13 protein-coding genes and 1 pseudogene are annotated in these 20,416 nt (G+C 59.8%); 7 read left to right on the forward strand and 7 right to left on the reverse strand.

Features of this window, described 5'->3' with window-relative positions:
- Window positions 1–65 precede the first annotated feature (65 nt).
- The 5 genes and pseudogenes from ntrC to glnA all read right to left on the reverse strand — a co-directional run bounded on the left by ntrC (window position 66) and on the right by glnA (window position 5,542).
- The gene (gene ntrC / locus ACYZT3_RS02590; RefSeq protein ID WP_462031446.1) at window positions 66–1,502 is read right to left on the reverse strand and encodes a nitrogen regulation protein NR(I); all 1,437 of its coding nucleotides are present in this window, start codon (window positions 1,500–1,502) and stop codon (window positions 66–68) included.
- Complete coding sequence (gene glnL / locus ACYZT3_RS02595) at window positions 1,499–2,584, reverse strand: nitrogen regulation protein NR(II) (protein WP_008024908.1); 1,086 nt, start codon at window positions 2,582–2,584, stop codon at window positions 1,499–1,501. Before glnL ends, ntrC begins: the two co-directional genes overlap by 4 nt.
- A 229-nt stretch (window positions 2,585–2,813) precedes the next feature.
- Window positions 2,814–3,426, reverse strand: a pseudogene (locus tag ACYZT3_RS02600) (DUF4124 domain-containing protein).
- Entirely contained in the window at window positions 3,423–3,938 is a 516-nt protein-coding gene (locus ACYZT3_RS02605) for a DUF4124 domain-containing protein (protein WP_282377325.1), read from the reverse strand. Before ACYZT3_RS02605 ends, ACYZT3_RS02600 begins: the two are co-directional and overlap by 4 nt.
- Window positions 3,939–4,135: 197 nt before the next feature.
- Complete coding sequence (glnA, locus tag ACYZT3_RS02610; protein ID WP_449642784.1) at window positions 4,136–5,542, reverse strand: glutamate--ammonia ligase; 1,407 nt, start codon at window positions 5,540–5,542, stop codon at window positions 4,136–4,138.
- Window positions 5,543–5,873: 331 nt separating this feature from the next.
- On the opposite strand from glnA, the gene thiI reads away from it, so the two are divergent.
- On the forward strand, window positions 5,874–7,328 hold the full coding sequence (gene thiI, locus ACYZT3_RS02615) for a tRNA uracil 4-sulfurtransferase ThiI (RefSeq protein WP_462031447.1): 1,455 nt from the start codon (window positions 5,874–5,876) through the stop codon (window positions 7,326–7,328).
- Window positions 7,329–7,467: 139 nt separating this feature from the next.
- On the forward strand, window positions 7,468–9,288 hold the full coding sequence (typA, locus tag ACYZT3_RS02620) for a translational GTPase TypA (protein ID WP_282377322.1): 1,821 nt from the start codon (window positions 7,468–7,470) through the stop codon (window positions 9,286–9,288).
- A 234-nt stretch (window positions 9,289–9,522) separates the two neighbouring features.
- Here typA and ACYZT3_RS02625 read toward each other — a convergent pair whose 3' ends face one another.
- Window positions 9,523–9,966, reverse strand: coding sequence for a YkgJ family cysteine cluster protein (locus tag ACYZT3_RS02625; protein ID WP_008149447.1), 444 nt, complete (start codon window positions 9,964–9,966; stop codon window positions 9,523–9,525).
- A 254-nt stretch (window positions 9,967–10,220) separates the two neighbouring features.
- Here ACYZT3_RS02625 and ACYZT3_RS02630 point away from each other — a divergent pair, with 254 nt between their 5' ends.
- From ACYZT3_RS02630 to ACYZT3_RS02650, 5 genes are all read left to right on the forward strand, one after another.
- Entirely contained in the window at window positions 10,221–12,671 is a 2,451-nt protein-coding gene (locus ACYZT3_RS02630; protein WP_282377321.1) for a glycogen/starch/alpha-glucan phosphorylase, read from the forward strand.
- Between the two features lie 102 nt (window positions 12,672–12,773).
- The gene (locus tag ACYZT3_RS02635; RefSeq protein ID WP_462031448.1) at window positions 12,774–16,361 is read left to right on the forward strand and encodes a DUF2339 domain-containing protein; all 3,588 of its coding nucleotides are present in this window, start codon (window positions 12,774–12,776) and stop codon (window positions 16,359–16,361) included.
- Entirely contained in the window at window positions 16,358–17,731 is a 1,374-nt protein-coding gene (locus tag ACYZT3_RS02640; protein WP_462031449.1) for a DUF3999 domain-containing protein, read from the forward strand. The genes ACYZT3_RS02635 and ACYZT3_RS02640 overlap by 4 nt, the downstream gene beginning before the upstream one ends.
- A gap of 160 nt (window positions 17,732–17,891) precedes the next feature.
- Window positions 17,892–18,902, forward strand: a complete 1,011-nt coding sequence (locus ACYZT3_RS02645; protein ID WP_282377315.1) for a class 1 fructose-bisphosphatase — start codon at window positions 17,892–17,894, stop codon at window positions 18,900–18,902.
- Window positions 18,903–18,904: 2 nt separating this feature from the next.
- A complete protein-coding gene (locus tag ACYZT3_RS02650) occupies window positions 18,905–19,507 on the forward strand; it encodes a DUF924 family protein (protein WP_282377314.1) in 603 nt (200 codons plus the stop codon).
- Window positions 19,508–19,569: 62 nt separating this feature from the next.
- Here the strand turns inward: ACYZT3_RS02650 and ACYZT3_RS02655 are convergent, their stop codons facing one another.
- Window positions 19,570–20,334 carry a methyl-accepting chemotaxis protein gene (locus tag ACYZT3_RS02655; RefSeq protein WP_462032330.1) on the reverse strand — a complete coding sequence of 255 codons (765 nt, stop codon included), beginning with the start codon at window positions 20,332–20,334 and terminating at the stop codon, window positions 19,570–19,572.
- Window positions 20,335–20,416: the final 82 nt, after the last annotated feature.

A 20,416-nucleotide genomic window follows, 5' to 3' on the forward strand; every position in this document is an offset into this window, starting at 1 on the left:
GGCAGGGACGCGGAGCGTCCCGGGCTGCATTCCCACGCAGAGCGTGGGAACGATCGGGTTAAAAGTTAACCCTCATCCCCCTCATCTTCATCCACACCATCAACCTTCATCCCCAATTCCTTGATCTTGCGCGTCAGGGTATTACGCCCCCAGCCCAGCAAAACGGCGGCATCGCGGCGGCGGCCGGCGGTGTGTTTGAGGGCGGTCTCGATCATGATCCGCTCGAAGGCCGGCACGGCGCTGTCGAGCAGGTTCGACTGGCCACGGGCCAGCGCCTGATCAGCCCACTGACGCAGCGCTTGCTCCCAATTGGTCACCGGCGCTGAATCCTGCGGCAGGTTCAGCAACTCTGGCGGCAGGTCGCTGATGTGCACTTCGCGACCCGAAGCCATCACCGTGATCCAGCGGCAGGTGTTCTCCAGCTGACGCACGTTGCCGCCCCACGGCAGGTTTTTCAGGTATTCCTCGGCTTCGCTTTTCAGCAGCTTCGGTTCCACCGCCAGTTCTTGCGCGGCGCGGCTGAGGAAGTGCTTGGCCAGGGTCGGGATGTCTTCGCGACGGTCCGACAGCCGTGGAATATGGATGCGGATGACGTTGAGGCGGTGGAACAAGTCCTCACGGAATTTCCCGGCGTGCACCAGGGTTTCCAGATTCTGGTGAGTCGCGGCGATGATTCGCACATCGACCTTCACCGGCACATGGCCGCCGACGCGGTAGAACTCGCCGTCGGCCAATACCCGCAGCAAACGAGTTTGGGTGTCTGCCGGCATGTCGCCGATTTCATCGAGGAACAGCGTGCCGCCGTCAGCCTGTTCAAAACGCCCGCGACGCAGGTTGGCCGCGCCGGTGAACGCGCCTTTCTCATGACCGAACAGCTCGGATTCCATCAGGTCCTTCGGGATCGCCGCCATGTTCAGCGCAATGAACGGCGAAGCCGCGCGCGGGCTGTGACGGTGCAGGGCGTGGGCCACGAGCTCTTTACCGGTCCCGGATTCGCCGTTGATCAGCACGGTGATGTTGGAGTGGCTCAAGCGCCCGATGGCGCGAAACACTTCCTGCATCGCTGGCGCTTCACCGATGATTTCCGGGGTGCGGGTCAGGGCAACCGGGACTTCCAGGCCTTGCTGTTCCTGAGCGTGCTGGTTGGCGCGCTTGACCAAAGAAACTGCTTCATCAACGTCGAACGGCTTGGGCAGGTATTCAAACGCGCCGCCCTGATAGGAAGCGACAGCGCTGTCCAGATCGGAGTGAGCGGTCATGATGATGACCGGCAGCCGTGGGTGTTGTTCGCGAATCCGCGCCAGAAGGTCCAGACCGCTGGCGCCCGGCATGCGGATGTCGGAGATGATCACGTCCGGCTGCTGGCGCGCCAGGCGGCTCATCACGCCATCGGCGCTGTCGAAGCTTTGTGTGGTCATGCCTTCTTGTTGCAAGGCTTTTTCCAGGACCCAACGGATAGAACGGTCGTCATCGACGATCCACACGGTTTCACTACGGCTCATGTCGATGTGGCTCCTTGTTCCAGTGGCAGAAAGATCGAGAAGGTGGTGTGGCCTGGATGGCTGTCACATTCGATCAGACCCTGGTGCTGGCTGATGATGTTCTGGGTTATGGCCAGGCCCAGCCCGGTACCGTCCGGGCGGCCGCTGACCATGGGAAAGAAGATGGTTTCCTGCAACTCCGCGGGAATGCCCGGGCCGTTGTCGATGATTTCGATCTTGGTCACCAGGCGATGACGCACGTGGCCAATGGTGAACTGGCGCATGGCGCGGGTACGCAGGCTGATGCGGCCAAGGCGCAGCTCGTTCTGGCTGCTGATGGCCTGCATCGCATTGCGCACAATGTTCAGAACGGCCTGAATCATTTGTTCGCGGTCGATCAACACGTCCGGAATGCTGGGGTCGTAGTCGCGCACCAACGTGATGCAGCCCTGACTTTCGGCTTCCACCAGATGACAGACGCGTTCGAGCACTTCGTGGACGTTGCACATCGCCAGCGATGGCAGTTTGTTGGAACCGAGCATGCGATCGACCAGATTGCGCAGGCGGTCGGCCTCTTCAATGATTACGTTGGTGTAGTCGCGCAGGCTTTCTTCCGGCAGTTCGCGAGCGAGCAATTGGGCCGCGCCGCGTATCCCGCCGAGAGGGTTCTTGATTTCGTGAGCGAGGCCACGCACCAGCATCTTGCTGGTTTCCTGCTTCGACAGCTGCGCTTCTTCCTTGGTGATGCGCAGCAAGCGGTCGCGAGGGTGGACTTCCAGCAGCAGCATGGTGGCGCCGTTGGCGAGTATCGGCGTAACCGCGTAGTCGACAGTCAGGGTCTGGCCGGTAAGGGCGGTGAGCATCGCTTCGCGCTTGGTGAACGGGTGCGCCTGCTCGACCGCCTGGCGCAGGGAGTTCAGCGCCTCGGTGGATTCGGTGAACAACTCACTGATGAACTGCCCATGGCTACGCTGACCGCTGATGGCCAGGAGCATCTCCGCTGCCGGGTTCATGTACTCGAGGCGCAGTTCGGCGTCGAGCAGAATGGTGGCGGTGGTCAGGTTGTCGAGTAGCAGACGATGCAGTGCGTCACTGATGGTCATTCGGACCTCTTTGGAGCAGGGCATGCGCGTGAATAACGCGCCGATGCAAGGAAAATGCAAAAACCAAACCAAGGCTCCGAAAAGAAGCGTTTAAGGCCTGAAACGGGCGTTTGACGCTCGTTTACGTGGCGTTCTTCCGGCTTTGGCGGGTACTTTCGAACCAAAATGGGTTGAGATGTGGGTATGGTGCAGCCTATCGCACCAATATAGTGCGCAAAGCTGAACGGCGTTAGAAGAAACGCAGGAAGGAATTTTTCGGCTCGATGGGTTTGTCTTTGAGCGGACATTCTGGCCGTTGGCCGTAATCGGGGAGCGCGCAGGGTTTGACCTGGCGCTTCTGCGCCAGGGAGATGCGCAGCATGTGGAACGGCTGGTTGGCTGTGCGCTCAACGATGTGGTCCTGCTCGTCGAGGATTTCCACAGAGAGGTTATGGCTGCCGCGATCGATGTTGCTCAAGGCGAATACCGGGCTTGGGCCGGGCTCTGCGGTGGGTTGGCCGTCGAGGAGCAATCGGTAGCGATGGCCCCGTTGCAGGCCGGGTTCGCTGGTGACGCTGACGATAATCTCGCCAGCGCGCACTGTGGCGTCTGGTTCCGGCACCAGTACGCGGAGCATTTCGTAGCGGAAAAGCGGTTTGGCTTCGGTTTTCTTCGGGGCTGTCATCGGCGCAGCACCGGTTGGGTTGGCGGACATGCGTGCTCGTCGCCAGCGGCACGCGCTTGGCGTTGCCGGACCTTGGCTGGTCGGTGTAGACCCGATTGCCCTGAGCGTCGACGTAGGTGAAAACCTCGGCCGTCACCGGCAGGGCGATCAAGCAGGCGATCAGCAGCCACACCCTCATGGCTTATGCACCCGTTGTACGGTAAACGTCACGGCGGGACTCTGCTGCACCAGGTTTTTCCCATCGATCACCTGCACAGCGAGGCTGTGTTCGCCGCGATCGACGTTCACCAGTTGCAGGATCGGAACGTTGCTCGGTTGGCCGTAGGGCTGATCATCCAGCAACAACCTCAACAGATGCGGGCCTTGCAGGCGTGGCTTGATCAATACGCTGACGGTGAAAGTGCCGTTGTTGGCGCGTAACGCCTCCTCGGTGGGCAGGTCGGTCAGTTCCAGTACCTCGTAGGCATTGCGTGGTTGCTCACGGCCGTTGGCTTCGACAGGCGGTGCAGGTGCGCCCGGCGGCTGGCTTTCCACACTGTTGAGCGGAGGCAATTCGACCGGTTGAGCTTTAACACCGTCGGGCGGTTGATTGCTGTAGGCGGTGTTGCCGTCGGCGTCGGTGTACTTATAGATCTGCGCTGCAGCGGGCAGGGCGATCACCAGCAAGATGAATAGAAAACCACGACCCATAAAATCGACCAGAAACGAACGCGTTGGATTGCAGCATAGGCGAGTGGTGCCGGTTAGCCCAACCTACCCAACATCCGCTCACATAAACAGCCGCGTTATGATTGTACCAACGCAGAGCGTGGGAACGAGCGCCCACAAAAAAGGCCTCCCGAAGGAGGCCTCTTTTTGTCACGCCGCGTGGAGCCGGCGCTACCGGATTAGCAGCTGTAGTACAGCTCGTATTCCAGTGGGTGTACGAAGGTACGTACTTTGATTTCTTCTTCGCTTTTCAGGGCGATGTAAGCGTCGATGAAGTCGTCGCTGAAAACGCCGCCTTTGGTCAGGAACGCACGACCTTTGTCCAGCTCTTCCAGGGCTTCTTTCAGGCTGCCGCAAACTTGTGGGATCTCTTTCGCCTCTTCAGGCGGCAGGTCATACAGGTTTTTGTCAGCAGCATCGCCAGGGTGGATCTTGTTCTGGATACCGTCCAGGCCAGCCATTACCAGGGCAGCGAAGGCCAGGTACGGGTTGGCTGCCGGATCCGGGAAGCGAGCTTCGATACGGCGAGCGCGAGGGCTGGACACGTAAGGAATACGGATCGAAGCGGAACGGTTGCGAGCCGAGTAGGCCAGCATTACCGGTGCTTCGAAACCTGGGACCAGACGCTTGTAGGAGTTGGTCGACGGGTTGGTGAAGCCGTTCAGGGCCTTACCGTGCTTGATGATGCCGCCGATGAAGAACAGAGCGGTATCGGACAGGCCGGCATAGCCTTCGCCAGCGAAGGTGTTCTTGCCATCTTTGGCGATGGACAGGTGAACGTGCATACCCGAGCCGTTGTCGCCGTACAGAGGCTTAGGCATGAAGGTTGCGGTGCGGCCATAAGCGACAGCCACGTTGTGTACGCAGTACTTCAGGGTCTGAACTTCGTCAGCCTTGGCTACCAGGGTGTTGAACTTCACACCGATTTCGTTCTGACCGGCAGTCGCCACTTCGTGGTGGTGAACTTCGATGACCAAGCCCATTTCTTCCATGGCGTTGCACATGGAGGTACGGATTTCGTGGTCGTGGTCGAACGGTGGAACCGGGAAGTAACCACCTTTGATGCCTGGGCGGTGGCCATGGTTGCCGCCTTCGATGTCTTGGTCGGACATCCACGAACCTTGTTCGGAGAAGATTTTGAACATCGAGCCGGAAATGTCGGACTTGAACTTCACCTGATCGAAGATGAAGAACTCAGGCTCTGGACCCACAAATACGGTGTCACCGATACCGGTCGACTTCAGGTACTCCTCGGCACGCTTGGCGATCGCGCGTGGGTCGCGATCGTAGCCTTGCATGGTCGAAGGCTCGATTACGTCGCAAACGATGATCAGCGTTGGATCTTCGGTGAACGGGTCGAGAACGGCAGTGCTGTCGTCCGGCAGCAGGATCATGTCGGAGGCTTCGATGCCTTTCCAGCCGGCGATGGAGGAACCGTCGAACATTTTGCCTTCTTCAAAGAAAGCGTCATCCAGCGCGTCGCGAGCCGGCATGGTCACGTGGTGCTGAGTGCCTTTGGTGTCCGTGAAGCGCAGATCAATCCATTTGACGTCATGATCTTTGATGAGTTGAACCGACTTCGACATAGTGTCCTCCGGGTGGCTTCGGGCTTAGTAGTGGATGCCCTTGGAATGTGGGTGATGCCGGCGCGAATACTCTGCCAAGGCAACCTGCCTCACAAGGGAGCAAATTGCATGCCAGTGCCCCACCATGGGTTTTTTGCCCCAATATCACGCTTAATAAAGGAACAAAGCAGGGTAGAACTGGAAATCGCGCCCCGTAATGTAGCGTTAAACTCAACAAATGACCTGTTTTGGTGCGCGCAAAACCTTCTGCACATTAACTGGTTAAACCTTGAGCAATTTCCGCTATAATCCGCGCCCCCCTTTTTCGGCTGGCCCAGCGCGCGCTGTTTTCATGAAACTAATCGTAAAAGTCTTCCCCGAGATCACCATCAAGAGCCGCCCGGTACGGATGCGTTTCATCCGCCAGTTGGCCAAAAACATCCGTACCGTGCTCCGCGACCTGGACCCGGCTGTGGTGGTGAACGGTGTGTGGGACAATCTCGAGCTGGAAACCCGCGTCAGCGAGCCCAAAGCCCTGAAGGAGATGACCGAGCGCCTGAGCTGCATGCCGGGCATCGCGCATTTCCTGCAGGTCGACGAATACCCGCTGGGCGACTTCGACGACATCGTCGCCAAGTGCAAGCAGCACTTCGGTGATGCGTTGGCCGGGAAGATTTTTTCGGTGCGCTGCAAGCGTGCCGGCAAGCACGAATTCAGCTCGATGGATGTCGAGAAATACGTCGGCAGCCAACTGCGTCGTCAGTGCGGCGCCGCCGGAATTTCGCTGAAAGAGCCGGAAATCGAAGTTCGTATCGAGATTCGCGACAAACGGTTGTTTGTGATCCACGACCAGCACAACAGCATCGGCGGTTATCCGCTGGGTGCCCTGGAACAGACACTTGTGCTGATGTCTGGCGGTTTCGATTCCACCGTCGCCGCTTACCAGATCATGCGCCGCGGGCTGATGAGCCATTTTTGCTTCTTCAACCTGGGCGGACGGGCCCATGAACTGGGCGTTATGGAAGTCGCGCACTTCATCTGGAAGAAGTACGGCAGCTCCCAGCGCGTGTTATTTGTGAGTGTGCCGTTCGAGGAAGTACTGGGAGAAATTCTCGGTAAAGTCGATAACAGTCATATGGGTGTAGTTTTGAAGCGTATGATGTTGCGCGCTGCTTCCCGTATTGCCGATCGGCTGGACATTGATGCGCTGGTCACCGGCGAAGCGATTTCCCAGGTGTCGAGCCAGACGCTGCCGAACCTGTCCGTGATCGACTGCGTGACCGACAAGCTGGTCTTGCGTCCGCTGATCGCCAGTCACAAGCAGGACATCATCGACCTGGCCAACGAAATCGGTACTGCCGACTTCGCCAAGCACATGCCGGAATACTGCGGGGTCATCTCGGTGAACCCCAAGACCCACGCCAAGCGTCCGCGCGTGGAGTACGAAGAACAACAGTTCGACATGGCAGTGCTTGAGCGTGCGCTCGAGAACGCCAAACTGGTGCCGATCGATCGCGTGATCGACGAATTGGGCCAGGACTTGCAGATTGAAGAAGTCAGCGAAGCGCTGGCTGGTCAGATCGTTATCGACATCCGTCACCCGGATGCCGCTGAAGATGACCCGCTGGGCTTGGCTGGCATCGAGGTACAAGCGATGCCGTTTTATGCATTGAACGCTCGTTTCAAGGAACTGGACCCTACTCGCCAGTACCTGCTGTATTGCGACAAAGGCGTGATGAGTCGCCTGCATGCCCACCATTTGCTCAGTGAGGGGCATGCCAATGTGCGCGTTTATCGACCGAGCTAAGAGCCCGGGGCTGTTTGCCTGTGGCCTGCGTCACCGGCCCCCCGACGCCGCCGTCAAGCTGTAACGGCAAGGCCTGACTCTACTGTTAATCGCTGCCAAGACTTGTCAGCACACCGAATCCTCTGATCGAGATACACAAGTGATCGAAAATCTACGTAACATCGCCATCATTGCTCACGTTGACCATGGTAAGACCACCCTGGTAGATAAACTCTTGCGTCAATCCGGCACCCTGGAGCGCAACGAGCTCAACGACGAGCGCGTGATGGACTCCAACGACCAGGAGAAAGAGCGCGGTATTACCATTCTGGCGAAAAACACCGCCATCAACTGGAACGGCTACCACATCAACATCGTGGACACCCCGGGCCACGCCGACTTCGGCGGCGAAGTTGAACGCGTAATGTCGATGGTTGACTCCGTTCTGCTGCTGGTTGACGCTCAAGACGGCCCTATGCCGCAAACCCGTTTCGTGACCAAGAAGGCTTTCGAAGCCGGCCTGCGTCCAATCGTGGTCATCAACAAGGTTGACCGTCCAGGCGCGCGTCCGGACTGGGTTCTGGATCAGATCTTCGACCTGTTCGACAACCTGGGTGCTACCGAAGAACAACTGGACTTCCAGGTTGTTTACGCTTCGGCCCTGAACGGTATTGCCGGTCTGAAACACACCGACATGGCTGAAGACATGACCCCGCTGTACCAGGCCATTGTTGACCACGTCCCTGCTCCACTGGTTGACCGTGACGGCCCGTTCCAGATGCAAATCTCGGCTCTGGACTACAACAGCTTCCTGGGTGTTATCGGCGTTGGCCGTATCGCTCGTGGTCGCGTCAAGCCGAACACTCAAGTTGTGGCTATCGACATTGACGGCAAGAAGCGTAACGGTCGTATCCTGAAGTTGATGGGTCACCACGGTCTGCACCGTATCGACGTTGAAGAAGCAGCTGCCGGCGACATCGTCTGCATCAGCGGCTTCGACCAGTTGTTCATCTCCGACACTCTGTGCGACCCACTGAATGTTGAAGCGATGAAGCCGCTGACCGTTGACGAACCCACCGTTTCCATGACCTTCCAGGTAAACGACTCACCTTTCTGCGGTAAAGAAGGCAAGTTCGTCACCAGCCGTAACATCAAGGAGCGTCTGGACAAGGAACTGCTGTTCAACGTTGCTCTGCGCGTTGAAGAAGGCGACACCGCCGACAAGTTCAAAGTCTCCGGCCGTGGTGAGCTGCACCTCTCGGTACTGATCGAAACCATGCGTCGCGAAGGCTTCGAAATGGGTGTTGGTCGTCCGGAAGTGATCATCCGCATGGTTGACGGCGTCAAGCACGAACCGTACGAAAACGTGACCATCGACCTGCCGGAAGTATCCCAGGGCGCGATCATGGAACAGATCGGTATCCGTAAAGGCGACCTGACCAACATGGTTCCGGATGGCAAGGGCCGTGTGCGCCTTGAGTACAACATCCCGGCACGTGGTTTGATCGGTTTCCGTAACGAGTTCCTGACCCTGACCTCCGGTGCAGGCATCCTGACCTCGATCTTCGACCGTTACGACGTGATGAAGTCCGGCGACATGTCCGGCCGTCAGAACGGCGTGCTGGTTTCGGTGGCTACCGGTAAGGCGCTGACTTACTCGCTGGAAACCCTGCAAGCTCGCGGCAAATTGTTCCTGGGTCACGGTGAAGACGTGTACGAAGGTCAAATCGTCGGCATCAACAGCCGCGACAACGACCTGGGCGTCAACCCAACCAAAGGCAAGAAGCTCGACAACATGCGTGCTTCGGGTAAAGACGAGACCATCGCTCTGGTTCCGCCTATCCGCTTCACCCTGGAGCAGGCGCTGGAATTCGTTCAAGAAGACGAATTGTGCGAAGTCACTCCTAAGTCCATCCGTCTTCGCAAGAAGATCCTGGGCGAAAGCGAGCGTACCCGCGCTGCCAAGAAAGCCGGTAACTGAGTTTCGACTTAGTTAGCAGCTAAAAAAACGCCCCCGATCGTAAGGTCGGGGGCGTTTTGTTTTGTCTGGCTGTAGCAGCTGCCGAGCCTGCGAGGCTGCGTTCGGCTGCGCAGCAGTCGTGAAATCAAACGCTGCGGTGCATCCTATAAGTCGTATTTTCCGGTCTGCGACTGCTCCGCAGCCGAACGCAGCCTCGCTGGGGCTCGACAGCTGCTACGGGGGATCGAGGCGGCGTTAAAACTTCTCGAGGGTCCGACGGCTCTCGCTGGTCTCACGCGCCACTTCTTTCGGCTTGTAAGCGCAATACCCCGGCCGAGGCCCGATTTTCGGATGGTTGCGGCAAGTATCCGGGCGCTTTTCATAAATAGTGCACAGACGGCTCTTACGATCCAGGTACAGGCAATCGTTGTTGCTCATGCGCTGAAGGGTGAAGATCTCGGACTTCTGGTTGTAACGCTCGACGATGCCTTCCTTCTGCAGACGCTTGGCGATGTTCTTTGGTGGCTCGCCGCGCTCGAATTCATCGACGATGCCGATACGGATCAGATCCTTGATCTTGACCTCGACCGGCAGGGTGCAGCAGCTGGAAACGCACGAACCGCACATCGGGGCTGAGTACTTGGCCCAGGTGTCGAGGCGGTCGATCTCCGCAGCGGCGATCAGGTTGGACTTCATCATGGGTTGTTACCAGCGTGCATCAGGGCGCGCGATCATACCGGGACTGGTGAATTTTTGAACAGCCTTTCGCCAGATTTTTTCGTATACCGCCCAGTAACACCTGTAACCCGGCACGGCCCCTGCATTCTTTCCGGTGCGCGACAAGGTAATGTCGATCTATCTCACACTAACGGGAAAAACTGCCGAACCAGAGTTCCAACGGCCTGTCAGACCGTCTAGGCTCAACAACTCCACGCTCGCTCGAGGTCCTATCGATGACTCAAGAACCACTTGTTCGCGAAGCAGAGGTGGCCGCATTTCGCGACGCCGTCTTGACCAAACTCACCTACGCGGTGGGCAAAGACCCGGATCACGCCTTCGACCACGACTGGTTCGAAGCCATTGCCCTGGCGGCGCGCGATCACATGGTCGAGCACTGGATGGACCACACCCGGCAGATCTACCGCAAAGGTCAAAAGCGGGTTTACTACCTCTCCCTCGAATTTCTTATCGGCCGTCTGCTCTACGACAGCCTGAGCAACCTCGGCCTGCTTGATGTGGCCCGCGAGGCCCTGACAGAGCTCGGCGTCGACCTTGAACGCATCCGTCTGCTGGAGCCCGACGCAGCGTTGGGCAACGGCGGCCTCGGTCGTCTGGCCGCATGCTTCATGGAAAGCATGTCGACACTTGGCATTGCCGGCCACGGTTACGGCATTCGTTACGAACACGGCTTGTTCCGCCAGGCCATCGTCGACGGCTGGCAGCAGGAGCAGACCGAACACTGGCTGGATTTCGGCAACCCTTGGGAGTTCGAACGGCCAGAGGTCGTTTACCCGATCGGCTTCGGCGGCAGTGTCGAAACGGTCACCGACGAAACCGGCAAGTCCAGGCAAGTCTGGACGCCAGCGGAAACCGTTCGCGCGATTGCTTATGACACGCCGGTCGTCGGCTGGCGCGGGGCGAGCGTCAACACGCTGCGCTTGTGGCGCGCCCGGGCCATGGAAGATTTGCACCTGGAACGCTTCAACGCCGGTGACCACTTGGGCGCCGTGGCAGAAGTCGCCCGGGCCGAAAGTATTTCTCGGGTGCTCTACCCGGCGGACAGCACCGAAGCGGGCCAGGAATTGCGCCTGCGTCAGGAGTATTTCTTTGTCGCCGCATCCTTGCAGGACTTGCTGCGCCGTCATCGCAACATGCACACCTCGGTCCTGACCCTGGGCGATCATGCAGCGATCCAGCTCAACGACACCCATCCCTCGATTGCCGTGGCCGAGCTGATGCGTCAGTTGGTCGATGTTTACGACGTCGCGTGGGATGCGGCGTGGCAAGTCACCGTCGACACGCTCTCCTATACCAACCACACGCTGCTGCCGGAAGCGCTGGAAACCTGGCCGGTCGGTTTGATGGAGCGGATGTTGCCGCGGCACATGCAAATCATTTATTTGATCAATGCCCAGCACATCGATTCGCTGCGCGCCAAAGGTATTCACGACTTTGAAGTGCTGCGCGCGGTGTCGCTGATCGAGGAAGACAACGGCCGCCGCGTGCGCATGGGCAACCTGGCGTTCCTCGGTTCCCACAGCGTCAACGGCGTCTCCGGCCTGCATACGCAGCTGATGCGCAAAACGGTGTTTTCCGAACTGCACAAACTCTACCCGGACCGGATCAACAACAAGACCAACGGCATCACCTTCCGCCGCTGGCTCTACCAGGCCAACCCGGAGCTGACCTCGATGATGGTCGACGCCCTCGGTCCGGATCTGCTGGACAACGCCGAAGAGCGTTTGCTCGAGCTGGAACCGTTCGCCGAGAAGCCTGCGTTCCGCAAGGCGTTCGCCGAGCAGCGCCTGCACAGCAAAAAAGCCCTGGCGTACATCATTCACGAACGCCTGGGGGTCGCGGTCAACCCGGCAGCGATGTTCGACGTACAGGTCAAACGGATCCACGAATATAAACGTCAGTTGCTCAACCTGTTGCACACCGTCGCGCTGTATCAGGCCATTCGCGCCGAGCCGGAAATCGATTGGGTGCCGCGGGTGAAGATCTTCGCCGGCAAGGCCGCGGCCAGTTATCACCAGGCCAAGCTGATCATCAAATTGACCAACGACATCGCCCGGGTGGTGAACAACGACCCGACCGTGCGCGGGTTGCTGAAAGTGGTGTTCTTGCCCAACTACAACGTCAGTCTGGCGGAAAGCATCATCCCGGCAGCGGATTTGTCGGAGCAGATTTCCACCGCAGGCTTCGAGGCCTCGGGCACCAGCAATATGAAGTTCGGCCTGAACGGCGCGCTGACCATCGGTACCCTCGATGGCGCCAACGTCGAAATGTGCGAACGCATCGGCGTCGAACACATGTTCATCTTCGGCCTCAGCGCTCAGCAGGTTGAAGCGCGAAAGCAGAACCATGAGTTCAATGCGACGCCGGATATTGCGGCGTCACACCGTTTGAATGACGTGCTGCAAGCGATACGCGGCGGGGTGTTCTCGCCGGATGATCCGTCCCGTTACGCAGGATTGATCGATTCGCTGATCGACTATGATCGCTTCCTGGTCTGCGCCGATTTCGACTCTTACTGGGACGCGCAGATGCGGGTTGAAGCCCATTGGCACGATTCGAACGAATGGTGGCGTTCAGCGGTGTTGAGCACTTCCCGGATGGGCTGGTTCTCCTCCGACCGGACGATTCGTGAGTACGCCACGGATATCTGGAAAGCGCTGGAGTAACTTTTAGCAATAATTGCGAGCAAGGCCCGACGTTTGTTGGGCCTGATCGATATACTGAGCGTCAGTTCGCCGGATTGGCCACTGCGCTTAGGGATATCGACAATGCAATGGATGTTCATGCTGATTGGGCTGGTGCTGGGTTGGATACTCGACGAGTCGTTCAGCGATGCGCTGCTGGGCGGGCTGCTCGGGTTGGGAATTGGCCAGGCCATTCGCATTGGCCGCCTGGATTCACAAACTGTCGAGCAGCGCCGGCTGCTTGAACAGGTGCAGGTGGCGCTGAGTGCGGTCGAGCAGCGTTTGGCATTGCTGGAGGTGTCAGGCGTCAAAGCGCCGCAAATCAGTGAACCCGTTGCCAGCGAGGCCGGCGCACCTCTTGAATTCATTCTCGACGAAATCCCTGTTGAGGCCCCGGGGCTGATCTGGGAACTCCCTCCCGAACTCGAACCGATCACCGCGGCCGCTGCTGAAACCAGACGTCCACTGCGCGACGATCCCTGGAAACCCGAGCCAGTCGCCCGCGAGCCGCAACAGCCCGTCATCCCGCGCGGTCCGAATGTCATCGAGCGCGCCATCAGCGGCGCCCGCAACTGGCTGTTCGGCGGCAACACCGTGCTGCGGGTCGGTGTGGTGCTGTTGTTTCTCGGTCTGGCGTTCCTGCTGCGTTACGCCACCGAAGGCATGGTGGTGCCGATCGAGTTGCGTTACGCCGGTGTCGCGGCGGCTGCGTTGGGCTTGCTTGGCCTGGGTTGGTGGCTGCGACTGCGCAACAGCCATTACGCGTTGATGCTGCAAGGCACCGGGATCGCGGTGCTGTACCTGACGGTGTTTGCCGCAATGCGCCTGCATCCGCTGCTCGATCCTACTGCAGCGTTGGGCCTGCTGGTCGCGGTGACGGTGTTTTCGGCGATTCTTGCCATCACCCAGGACGCGCTGGGTCTCGCCGCCGCTGCGGCACTCGGCGGTTTCGCGGCGCCGATCCTGACCTCCACCGGCGCCGGCAACCCTGTCGCGCTGTTTAGCTACTTTGCGTTGCTCAACGCCGGCATCCTCGCCATCGCCTGGTTCAAGGCCTGGCGGCTGCTCAACTTGATCGGCTTCGTCGGCACCTTCGGCATCGGTTTCGCCTGGGGCCTGCGTTCCTACGCGCCGGAATTGTTGTGGAGCACCGAGCCGTTTCTGATTGTGTTTTTCCTGATGTACCTGGCCATCGGCCTGCTGTTCGCTCGGCGCAAGCTGCTGGAAATGAGCGATGCACCCGAGGATGACAGCCGAGAGGCGCTGCTGCGCTGGTCGACGCAAAAGGGTGATTACGTCGACGGCACGATGCTGTTCGGTCCTCCGTTGGTGGGCTTCGGTTTGCAGTTCGCTCTGGTTCAGCATCTCGAGTTTGCCGCTGCCTTCAGCGCGTTGGCGTTGGGCATGATTTACATGGGCCTGGCACGGTTGCTGATGGGCGGACGAGCGTTGCTGCTGGCGGAAACCTGTCTGGCGCTGGGCGTGATCTTCGCCAGCCTGGCCATTCCGTTGGGGCTCGATGCGCGCTGGACCGCTGCTGCATGGGCCGTCGAAGGCGCCGGAATCTTCTGGCTTGGCCTGCGTCAGCAACGACCGCTGGCCCGAGCCTTTGCCTTGCTGCTGCAATTGGGCTCGGCCCTGGCGTTTGTCAGCGAATTGCGGATCGGCGACAGCAGCTTGCTCGACGGCGCTCCACTGGGCGCGTTGATGCTCGGCGCGGCGTTGTTGTTCAGCTTCTATCAATTGCGCAAAGCCTTGCCCGAACAAGCGTCGGAATGGGAACGCAAAGGGCTGCCCGTATTGGCCTGCCTCGGTCTGACCTTCCTCTATCTGCTGGCGCCATTGTTCTTCCTGACCCACGGCACCGCGATCAGTTGGGCACTGGCGGGGTTGGCGACGTTGTTTGTCGGCTTGCGTCTGCAATCGCGCACCTTCCTGTTCACCGCGTTCGCCGTGCAATTGCTCGGCGGTGCGTTGTTCCTGCTGCGGCTGCAAGGCTCCAGCGGTGAGTCTGCCGCCGTGTTCAGCGCTGGCTGGAGCGGTTTGCTCAGCGCGTCCTTGATCGGCCTGGCGTTGATCGCCGGCATGTTGTTGGCGGCTCGCGATCAGATGGTCCGAAGTGACGTGCGATTGCTGCGCGGCTTGTCGGTGGTGCTGCTGGCCGGTCTGGTGTTGATCAATCTGGCGGTGCTGTTCGTCCTGCCATGGCAAACGGCGAGTGCGGTATGGGCGGCCAGTGGTCTATTCATCATTTGGCTGAGTCTGTACCTGAAGCAGCGCGTGAGTTTTGTCTTCGGTCTGCTGTTGCAGGTGATTGGCGGCGCGGCGTTCCTGTTCGCCGGTCCGGACCTGCTCGGGCCGCTGGCCAGCGAAGGTTTGAAACCTCTGGCCCATAGCGGCTTCTGGACGCCCCTGGTGTTGGGCTTGGCCGCGATGGTCGGAGCGTGGCGCTTGCAGCTCGGCAACCATGCCTCGGCGTTTGATGTGCTGAGCTTGCAGCGTTTGTCCGAAGTGCTGCTGGTGTGGGGAGCGGGCTGGTGGGCGCTGGCGTGGATCAGCGAAGTGCTGCGCTTTGCACCGCTGAATCTGCAAGCGACGTTGCTGCTGGCCGTTGCGGCGCTGAGCGTTGCGCTGTGGACGGTGTTGGCGTTGCGTTCGAAATGGTCGGCGCTGGGCTTACTCTGCACCTTGCTGATTCCTGCTGCCGGGTTGGTGTTGCTTGCTGCGTGGCACTCGCGTTATCACCCGGCGGCCAATGTGGGTTGGCTGGTATGGGCGGCCGTGTTCGTTGTGCATTTCATCTCTCTAAGACGTCTGGCGCCGATGCTGCCGGCGCGCGCCCTCAGTACCGCCCACGTGCTCGGTTGCTGGCTGTTGATCGGCGTGCTGGCCCTGGAGCTGCGTTACGGCCTGTTGCTGTTGTCCGAGCAGTACAACGCCTGGCGCTGGTTGGGTTGGGCGATTCTGCCGAGCCTGTATTTGGTGCTGATGGCGGCCCCCCGTGGCTGGCCATGGCCGGTATCGGCTTATCCGCGCGAATACCGTGTCTATGCCGCCGCGCCTCTGGCGTTGCTGATGCTCGGCTGGTTCTGGCTGGCGAACGTCGTCAGCGACGGCACCGCCGAGCCGTTGCCTTACGTGCCACTGATCAACCCGCTGGAGTTGGGTTTGCTGTTTGCGCTGTTCGGGGTTTATGTCTGGTCCCGCAGCGCCGTGACGCAACTGGCGATTCGCAAGGACTACTTTGATCACGCCACGCAACTGATCGCTGGCGCCTCGCTGTTTGTGTTCTTTACTGCGCTGGTGATGCGCACAGCCCACCATTGGGGCGGTGTGCCGTTCGAACTGGAGGCGTTGCTCGAATCCATGCGGGTGCAGGCCGGTCTGTCTATCGTCTGGACCTTGATGGCCTTGAGTCTGATGATCGGCGGTCATCTGCGTGATCGCCGCGAAGTCTGGCTGATCGGTGCGGGGCTGATCGGTGTGGTGGTGGCCAAACTGTTCTTTGTCGAGTTGAGTAACCGCGGCGGACTCGCCCGGATCGTCTCGTTTATCGGCGTTGGCGTGTTGCTGTTGGTCGTGGGCTATTTCGCCCCGTTGCCGCCCAAGCGCGCCGAGTCTGTGCCGGAGGCTGAAAAACCGGCCCCGCAAACCGAAGGAGTGTCGTCTTGAGTCAGAAGCTGAACTTGGGTTGGTTGGGCGCTGTTGCGCTGGGTGTGGCGCTGTCGGCCAGTGCTCAGGAAAAACCGGCGGACTTCGCCACCCAAGTGCCGTTGTCCGTGAGCGGCGAAGGCCCGTGGTATCGCCTCGAATTGCCCTTGAGTGTGCAATTGAATGCGCGGCAAACCGATCTCAGCGATGTGCGCGTGTTCAATGCCGCCGGTGAGGCTCAGGCTTATTCCTTGGCCCGCGCGCCAGCGCAAACCAGCGAAAACCGCACCCTGACCGACGTGAAATGGTTCCCGCTGTACAACTCGGCGGATTCCACCGAGCACGCACCGAGCGTGCGGGTGCAATCGAATGCCAACGGCACGCTGGTCGAAGTGCAGCCGTCCAGTCAGTTGGAGGCGGGCGAAGAAATGCTGCGCGGCTGGTTGCTCGACGCCAGCAGCATTAAAGCACCGTTGCAGCAGTTGATCCTCGACTGGACCAGCGAACGCGACGGCTTCCAGCGTTTCTCCATCGAAGCCAGCGACGACTTGCAACATTGGCAGTCGTGGGGCGAAGGTCAGGTGGCACGCCTGACGTTTGCCGATGAACGGGTCGAGCAGCATGAAGTCGCTCTGCCGGGTCAATCGGCCCGTTATCTGCGCTTGCTGTGGAACACGCCGCAATCGGCCCCGACGTTGACCTCGGCGCAACTGCAAAGCGCCAAGACCCGCAGCCTGCCGCTACCGCTGGTCTGGTCACAACCGCTGGCCGGCAGCAGCGTGAAGGCGGGTGAATACACCTGGCAATTACCCATGGGGCTGAATGTCGAGCGCTTGCAGGTCGAGTTGAGTCAGCCCAACAGTTTGGCGCCAGTGACCTTGTCCGGTCGTCGGGAAAGCAGCCTGCCGTGGCAGCCGCTGAGCAGCGGTTTGCTCTATCGCCTGACCCAGAATGGCCAGGACGTGGTGCAGAACGAATTGCAGCTGTCAGGGCAAACCGTGCAGCAGTTGAAGCTGACGGTGGACGAGCGCGGTGGCGGTCTGGGGGCCGAGGCTCCGACTGTGCGGTTCGCCGTGCGCTCCACTCAATTGGTGTTTCTGGCGCGCGGGGCGGGGCCTTATACGCTCGCACTCGGAAGTGCCACGGTGAAGGCGGCGAGCCTGCCGCTGTCGACGTTGATTCCGGATTACAGCGCTGCAAAGTTGGCGACGTTGGGCAAGGCTACGGTGGAGGGCGGGGCGGTGGTCACGCCGGCGTCGACAGTGACAACGGCTGCTGCGACTGACACCCATTGGAAGAAGTTCGGGTTGTGGGCGGTGTTGCTGCTCAGCGTTTTGTTTCTGGCCGGGATGGCATTCAGTCTGTTGCGCAAGCCGCCGGTCAAGCCTTGAAACTGGCAGCAACGCCCGGTGCACATCCGGGCGGTTTCGAACTACGCTCAACCGGGTGCATGAACTCTATTGGGTGTAACACGTCTGATAGGAGGAAATGCGCCCCGACTCGCGTTAAACTGCGCGGGTTTTTAGCCCCCCCATTCCACCGGAGCCTTCCATGTCCCGCGTTACCCTGAGTCGCTATTTGATTGAGCAGACCCGTAGCAACAACACGCCTGCCGATCTGCGTTTCCTGATCGAAGTGGTGGCGCGCGCCTGCAAGGAAATCAGCCACGCCGTGTCCAAAGGCGCCCTCGGTGGTGTTCTGGGCAGCATGGGCACCGAAAACGTCCAAGGCGAAGTGCAGAAGAAACTCGACGTGATCTCCAACGAGATCCTGCTCGAAGCCAACGAATGGGGCGGTCACCTGGCGGGCATGGCGTCCGAAGAAATGGACAATGCCTACCAGATCCCAGGCAAATACCCGAAAGGCGCGTACTTGCTGGTATTCGACCCACTGGACGGCTCGTCGAACATTGATATCAACGCACCGGTCGGTACTATCTTCTCGGTGCTGCGTTGCCCGAACGAATACCTGAGCCAGAACGAAGCCCTGAACGAAAAGGCCTTCCTGCAGCCAGGCACCGAGCAGGTAGCCGCCGGTTATGCCATCTACGGCCCGCAGACCATGCTGGTGCTGACCCTGGGCGATGGCGTGAAAGGCTTTACCCTGGACCGTGAAATGGGCAGCTTCGTGTTGACTCACGAAGACATCACGATCCCGGAGTCCACTCAGGAATTCGCGATCAACGCGTCCAACCAGCGTCACTGGGAAGCGCCGGTACAACGCTACGTCGGCGAATTGCTGGCGGGCGACGAAGGCCCGCTGAAAAAGAACTACAACATGCGCTGGGTTGCCGCGATGGTTGCCGACGTGCACCGCATCCTGACCCGTGGCGGTCTGTTCATGTACCCACGCGACAGCCGCGAACCGTCGAAACCGGGCAAGCTGCGTTTGATGTATGAAGCCAACCCGATGTCGTTCCTGGTTGAGCAAGCGGGCGGCGCGTCCACCGATGGTCACCAGCGCATTCTCGACATTCAGCCTGAAGGCCTGCACCAGCGCGTAGCGGTGTTCCTCGGCTCGAAAGAAGAAGTCGCACGCGTCACGGCTTACCACAAGGAATAAACATGACCGCGCCCTGGCAGCCGTTGCTCGAATGGTGGTTTGGAAACTCCGAATCACCCAACGAAGTAGCGGCTGACAAGGGCAAGTTATGGTTCGGCAAGCGCGACAGCCAGGACCTCGAAGCGCAGACGCGTTTCGGGGACTGGGTCGAGCAGGCACTGGCCGGCGAATTGACCGACTGGGCGCAACGCCCCGAAGGTTGGCTGGCTCTGGTGCTACTGCTCGATCAACTCCCGCGAATGATCTTTCGCGACACTCCAAAATCTTTTGCAGGCGATCTCAGGGCTCAGGCGCTGGTGGCGCAAGGCATCGCTGCGGATTTCGATCGGCAGTTGCGACCCCTACAGCGGGTATTTATCTATCTGGTGTTTGAGCATTGCGAGAATCTGGCGGTGCAGAATGAAGCCGTCTCGCGGTTTATCGCGCTGGTTGCCGAGCAGCCAGTAGCTGACCGAGCGGTGTTTGCCGATAACCTGGATTATGCCGAGCGGCATCAAAAGGTGATTGCGCGGTTTGGGCGGTTTCCGCATAGGAATGCGGTGTTGGGAAGGGAATCTACGGCTGAGGAAATTGAGTTTCTGAGCGGGCCTGGGTCTCGGTTCTAACTCTTCGTTGCGGCTTAGGCCGTCATCACGAGCAAGCTCGCGATGAGGCCCTCAATAACGCGTTAGATCCTGAAGCTACCCACCAACTGCTTCAGCCGCGCCGCCTGCCGCTCAAGATCGGCACACGCGCGCAAGGTCGACTGCAAGTTCTCCACACCTTCCTGATTCAGCGTGTTGATCTCGGTGATGTCGACGTTGATCGACTCCACCACCGCCGTCTGCTCTTCCGTTGCTGTGGCCACCGACTGGTTCATCCCGTCGATCTCACCGATCCGCTGAGTCACGCTGCCCAGACGTTCGCCCGCCTGGTTGGCGATGCCGACGCTGCTTTCGCTCTGGCGCTGGCTGTCGGTCATGGTGCTCACGGCTTCCCGGGCGCCGACTTGCAGCTCCTCGATCATCTTCTGCACTTGCTGCGCCGAATCCTGGGTACGGTGTGCGAGGTTACGCACTTCGTCGGCCACTACGGCAAAACCACGACCGGCTTCACCGGCACGAGCCGCTTCGATGGCTGCGTTGAGGGCCAGCAAATTGGTCTGCTGGGAGATGCTGGTGATCACTTCCAGAATCTGCCCGATGTTCACGGTGTTGCTGTTGAGCGTTTCGATGTTGCCGCACGAATCGCTGATCTTCGCCGAGAGCTGCTGCATCGCCGCGATGGTTTTATCGACGACTTGCTGACCGTCTTCGGCCAATGCGCGAGCATCGCTCGAATGCTGAGAGGCGAGGGCGGCGTTCTGGGCGATTTCCTGGGCGGCGGCGCCGAGCTCGTTGATGGCTGCGGCCACGCTGCTGGTACGCGAGGCTTGCTGGTCGGAGTTGAACATCGACGAGTTCGACGCGGCAACTACACGCAGCGCGACTTCATTGACCAGGCCAGTGGCCGAGGACACCTCGCGGATCGAGGTG

The sequence above is a fragment of the Pseudomonas sp. MDT1-16 genome (assembly GCF_054898115.1).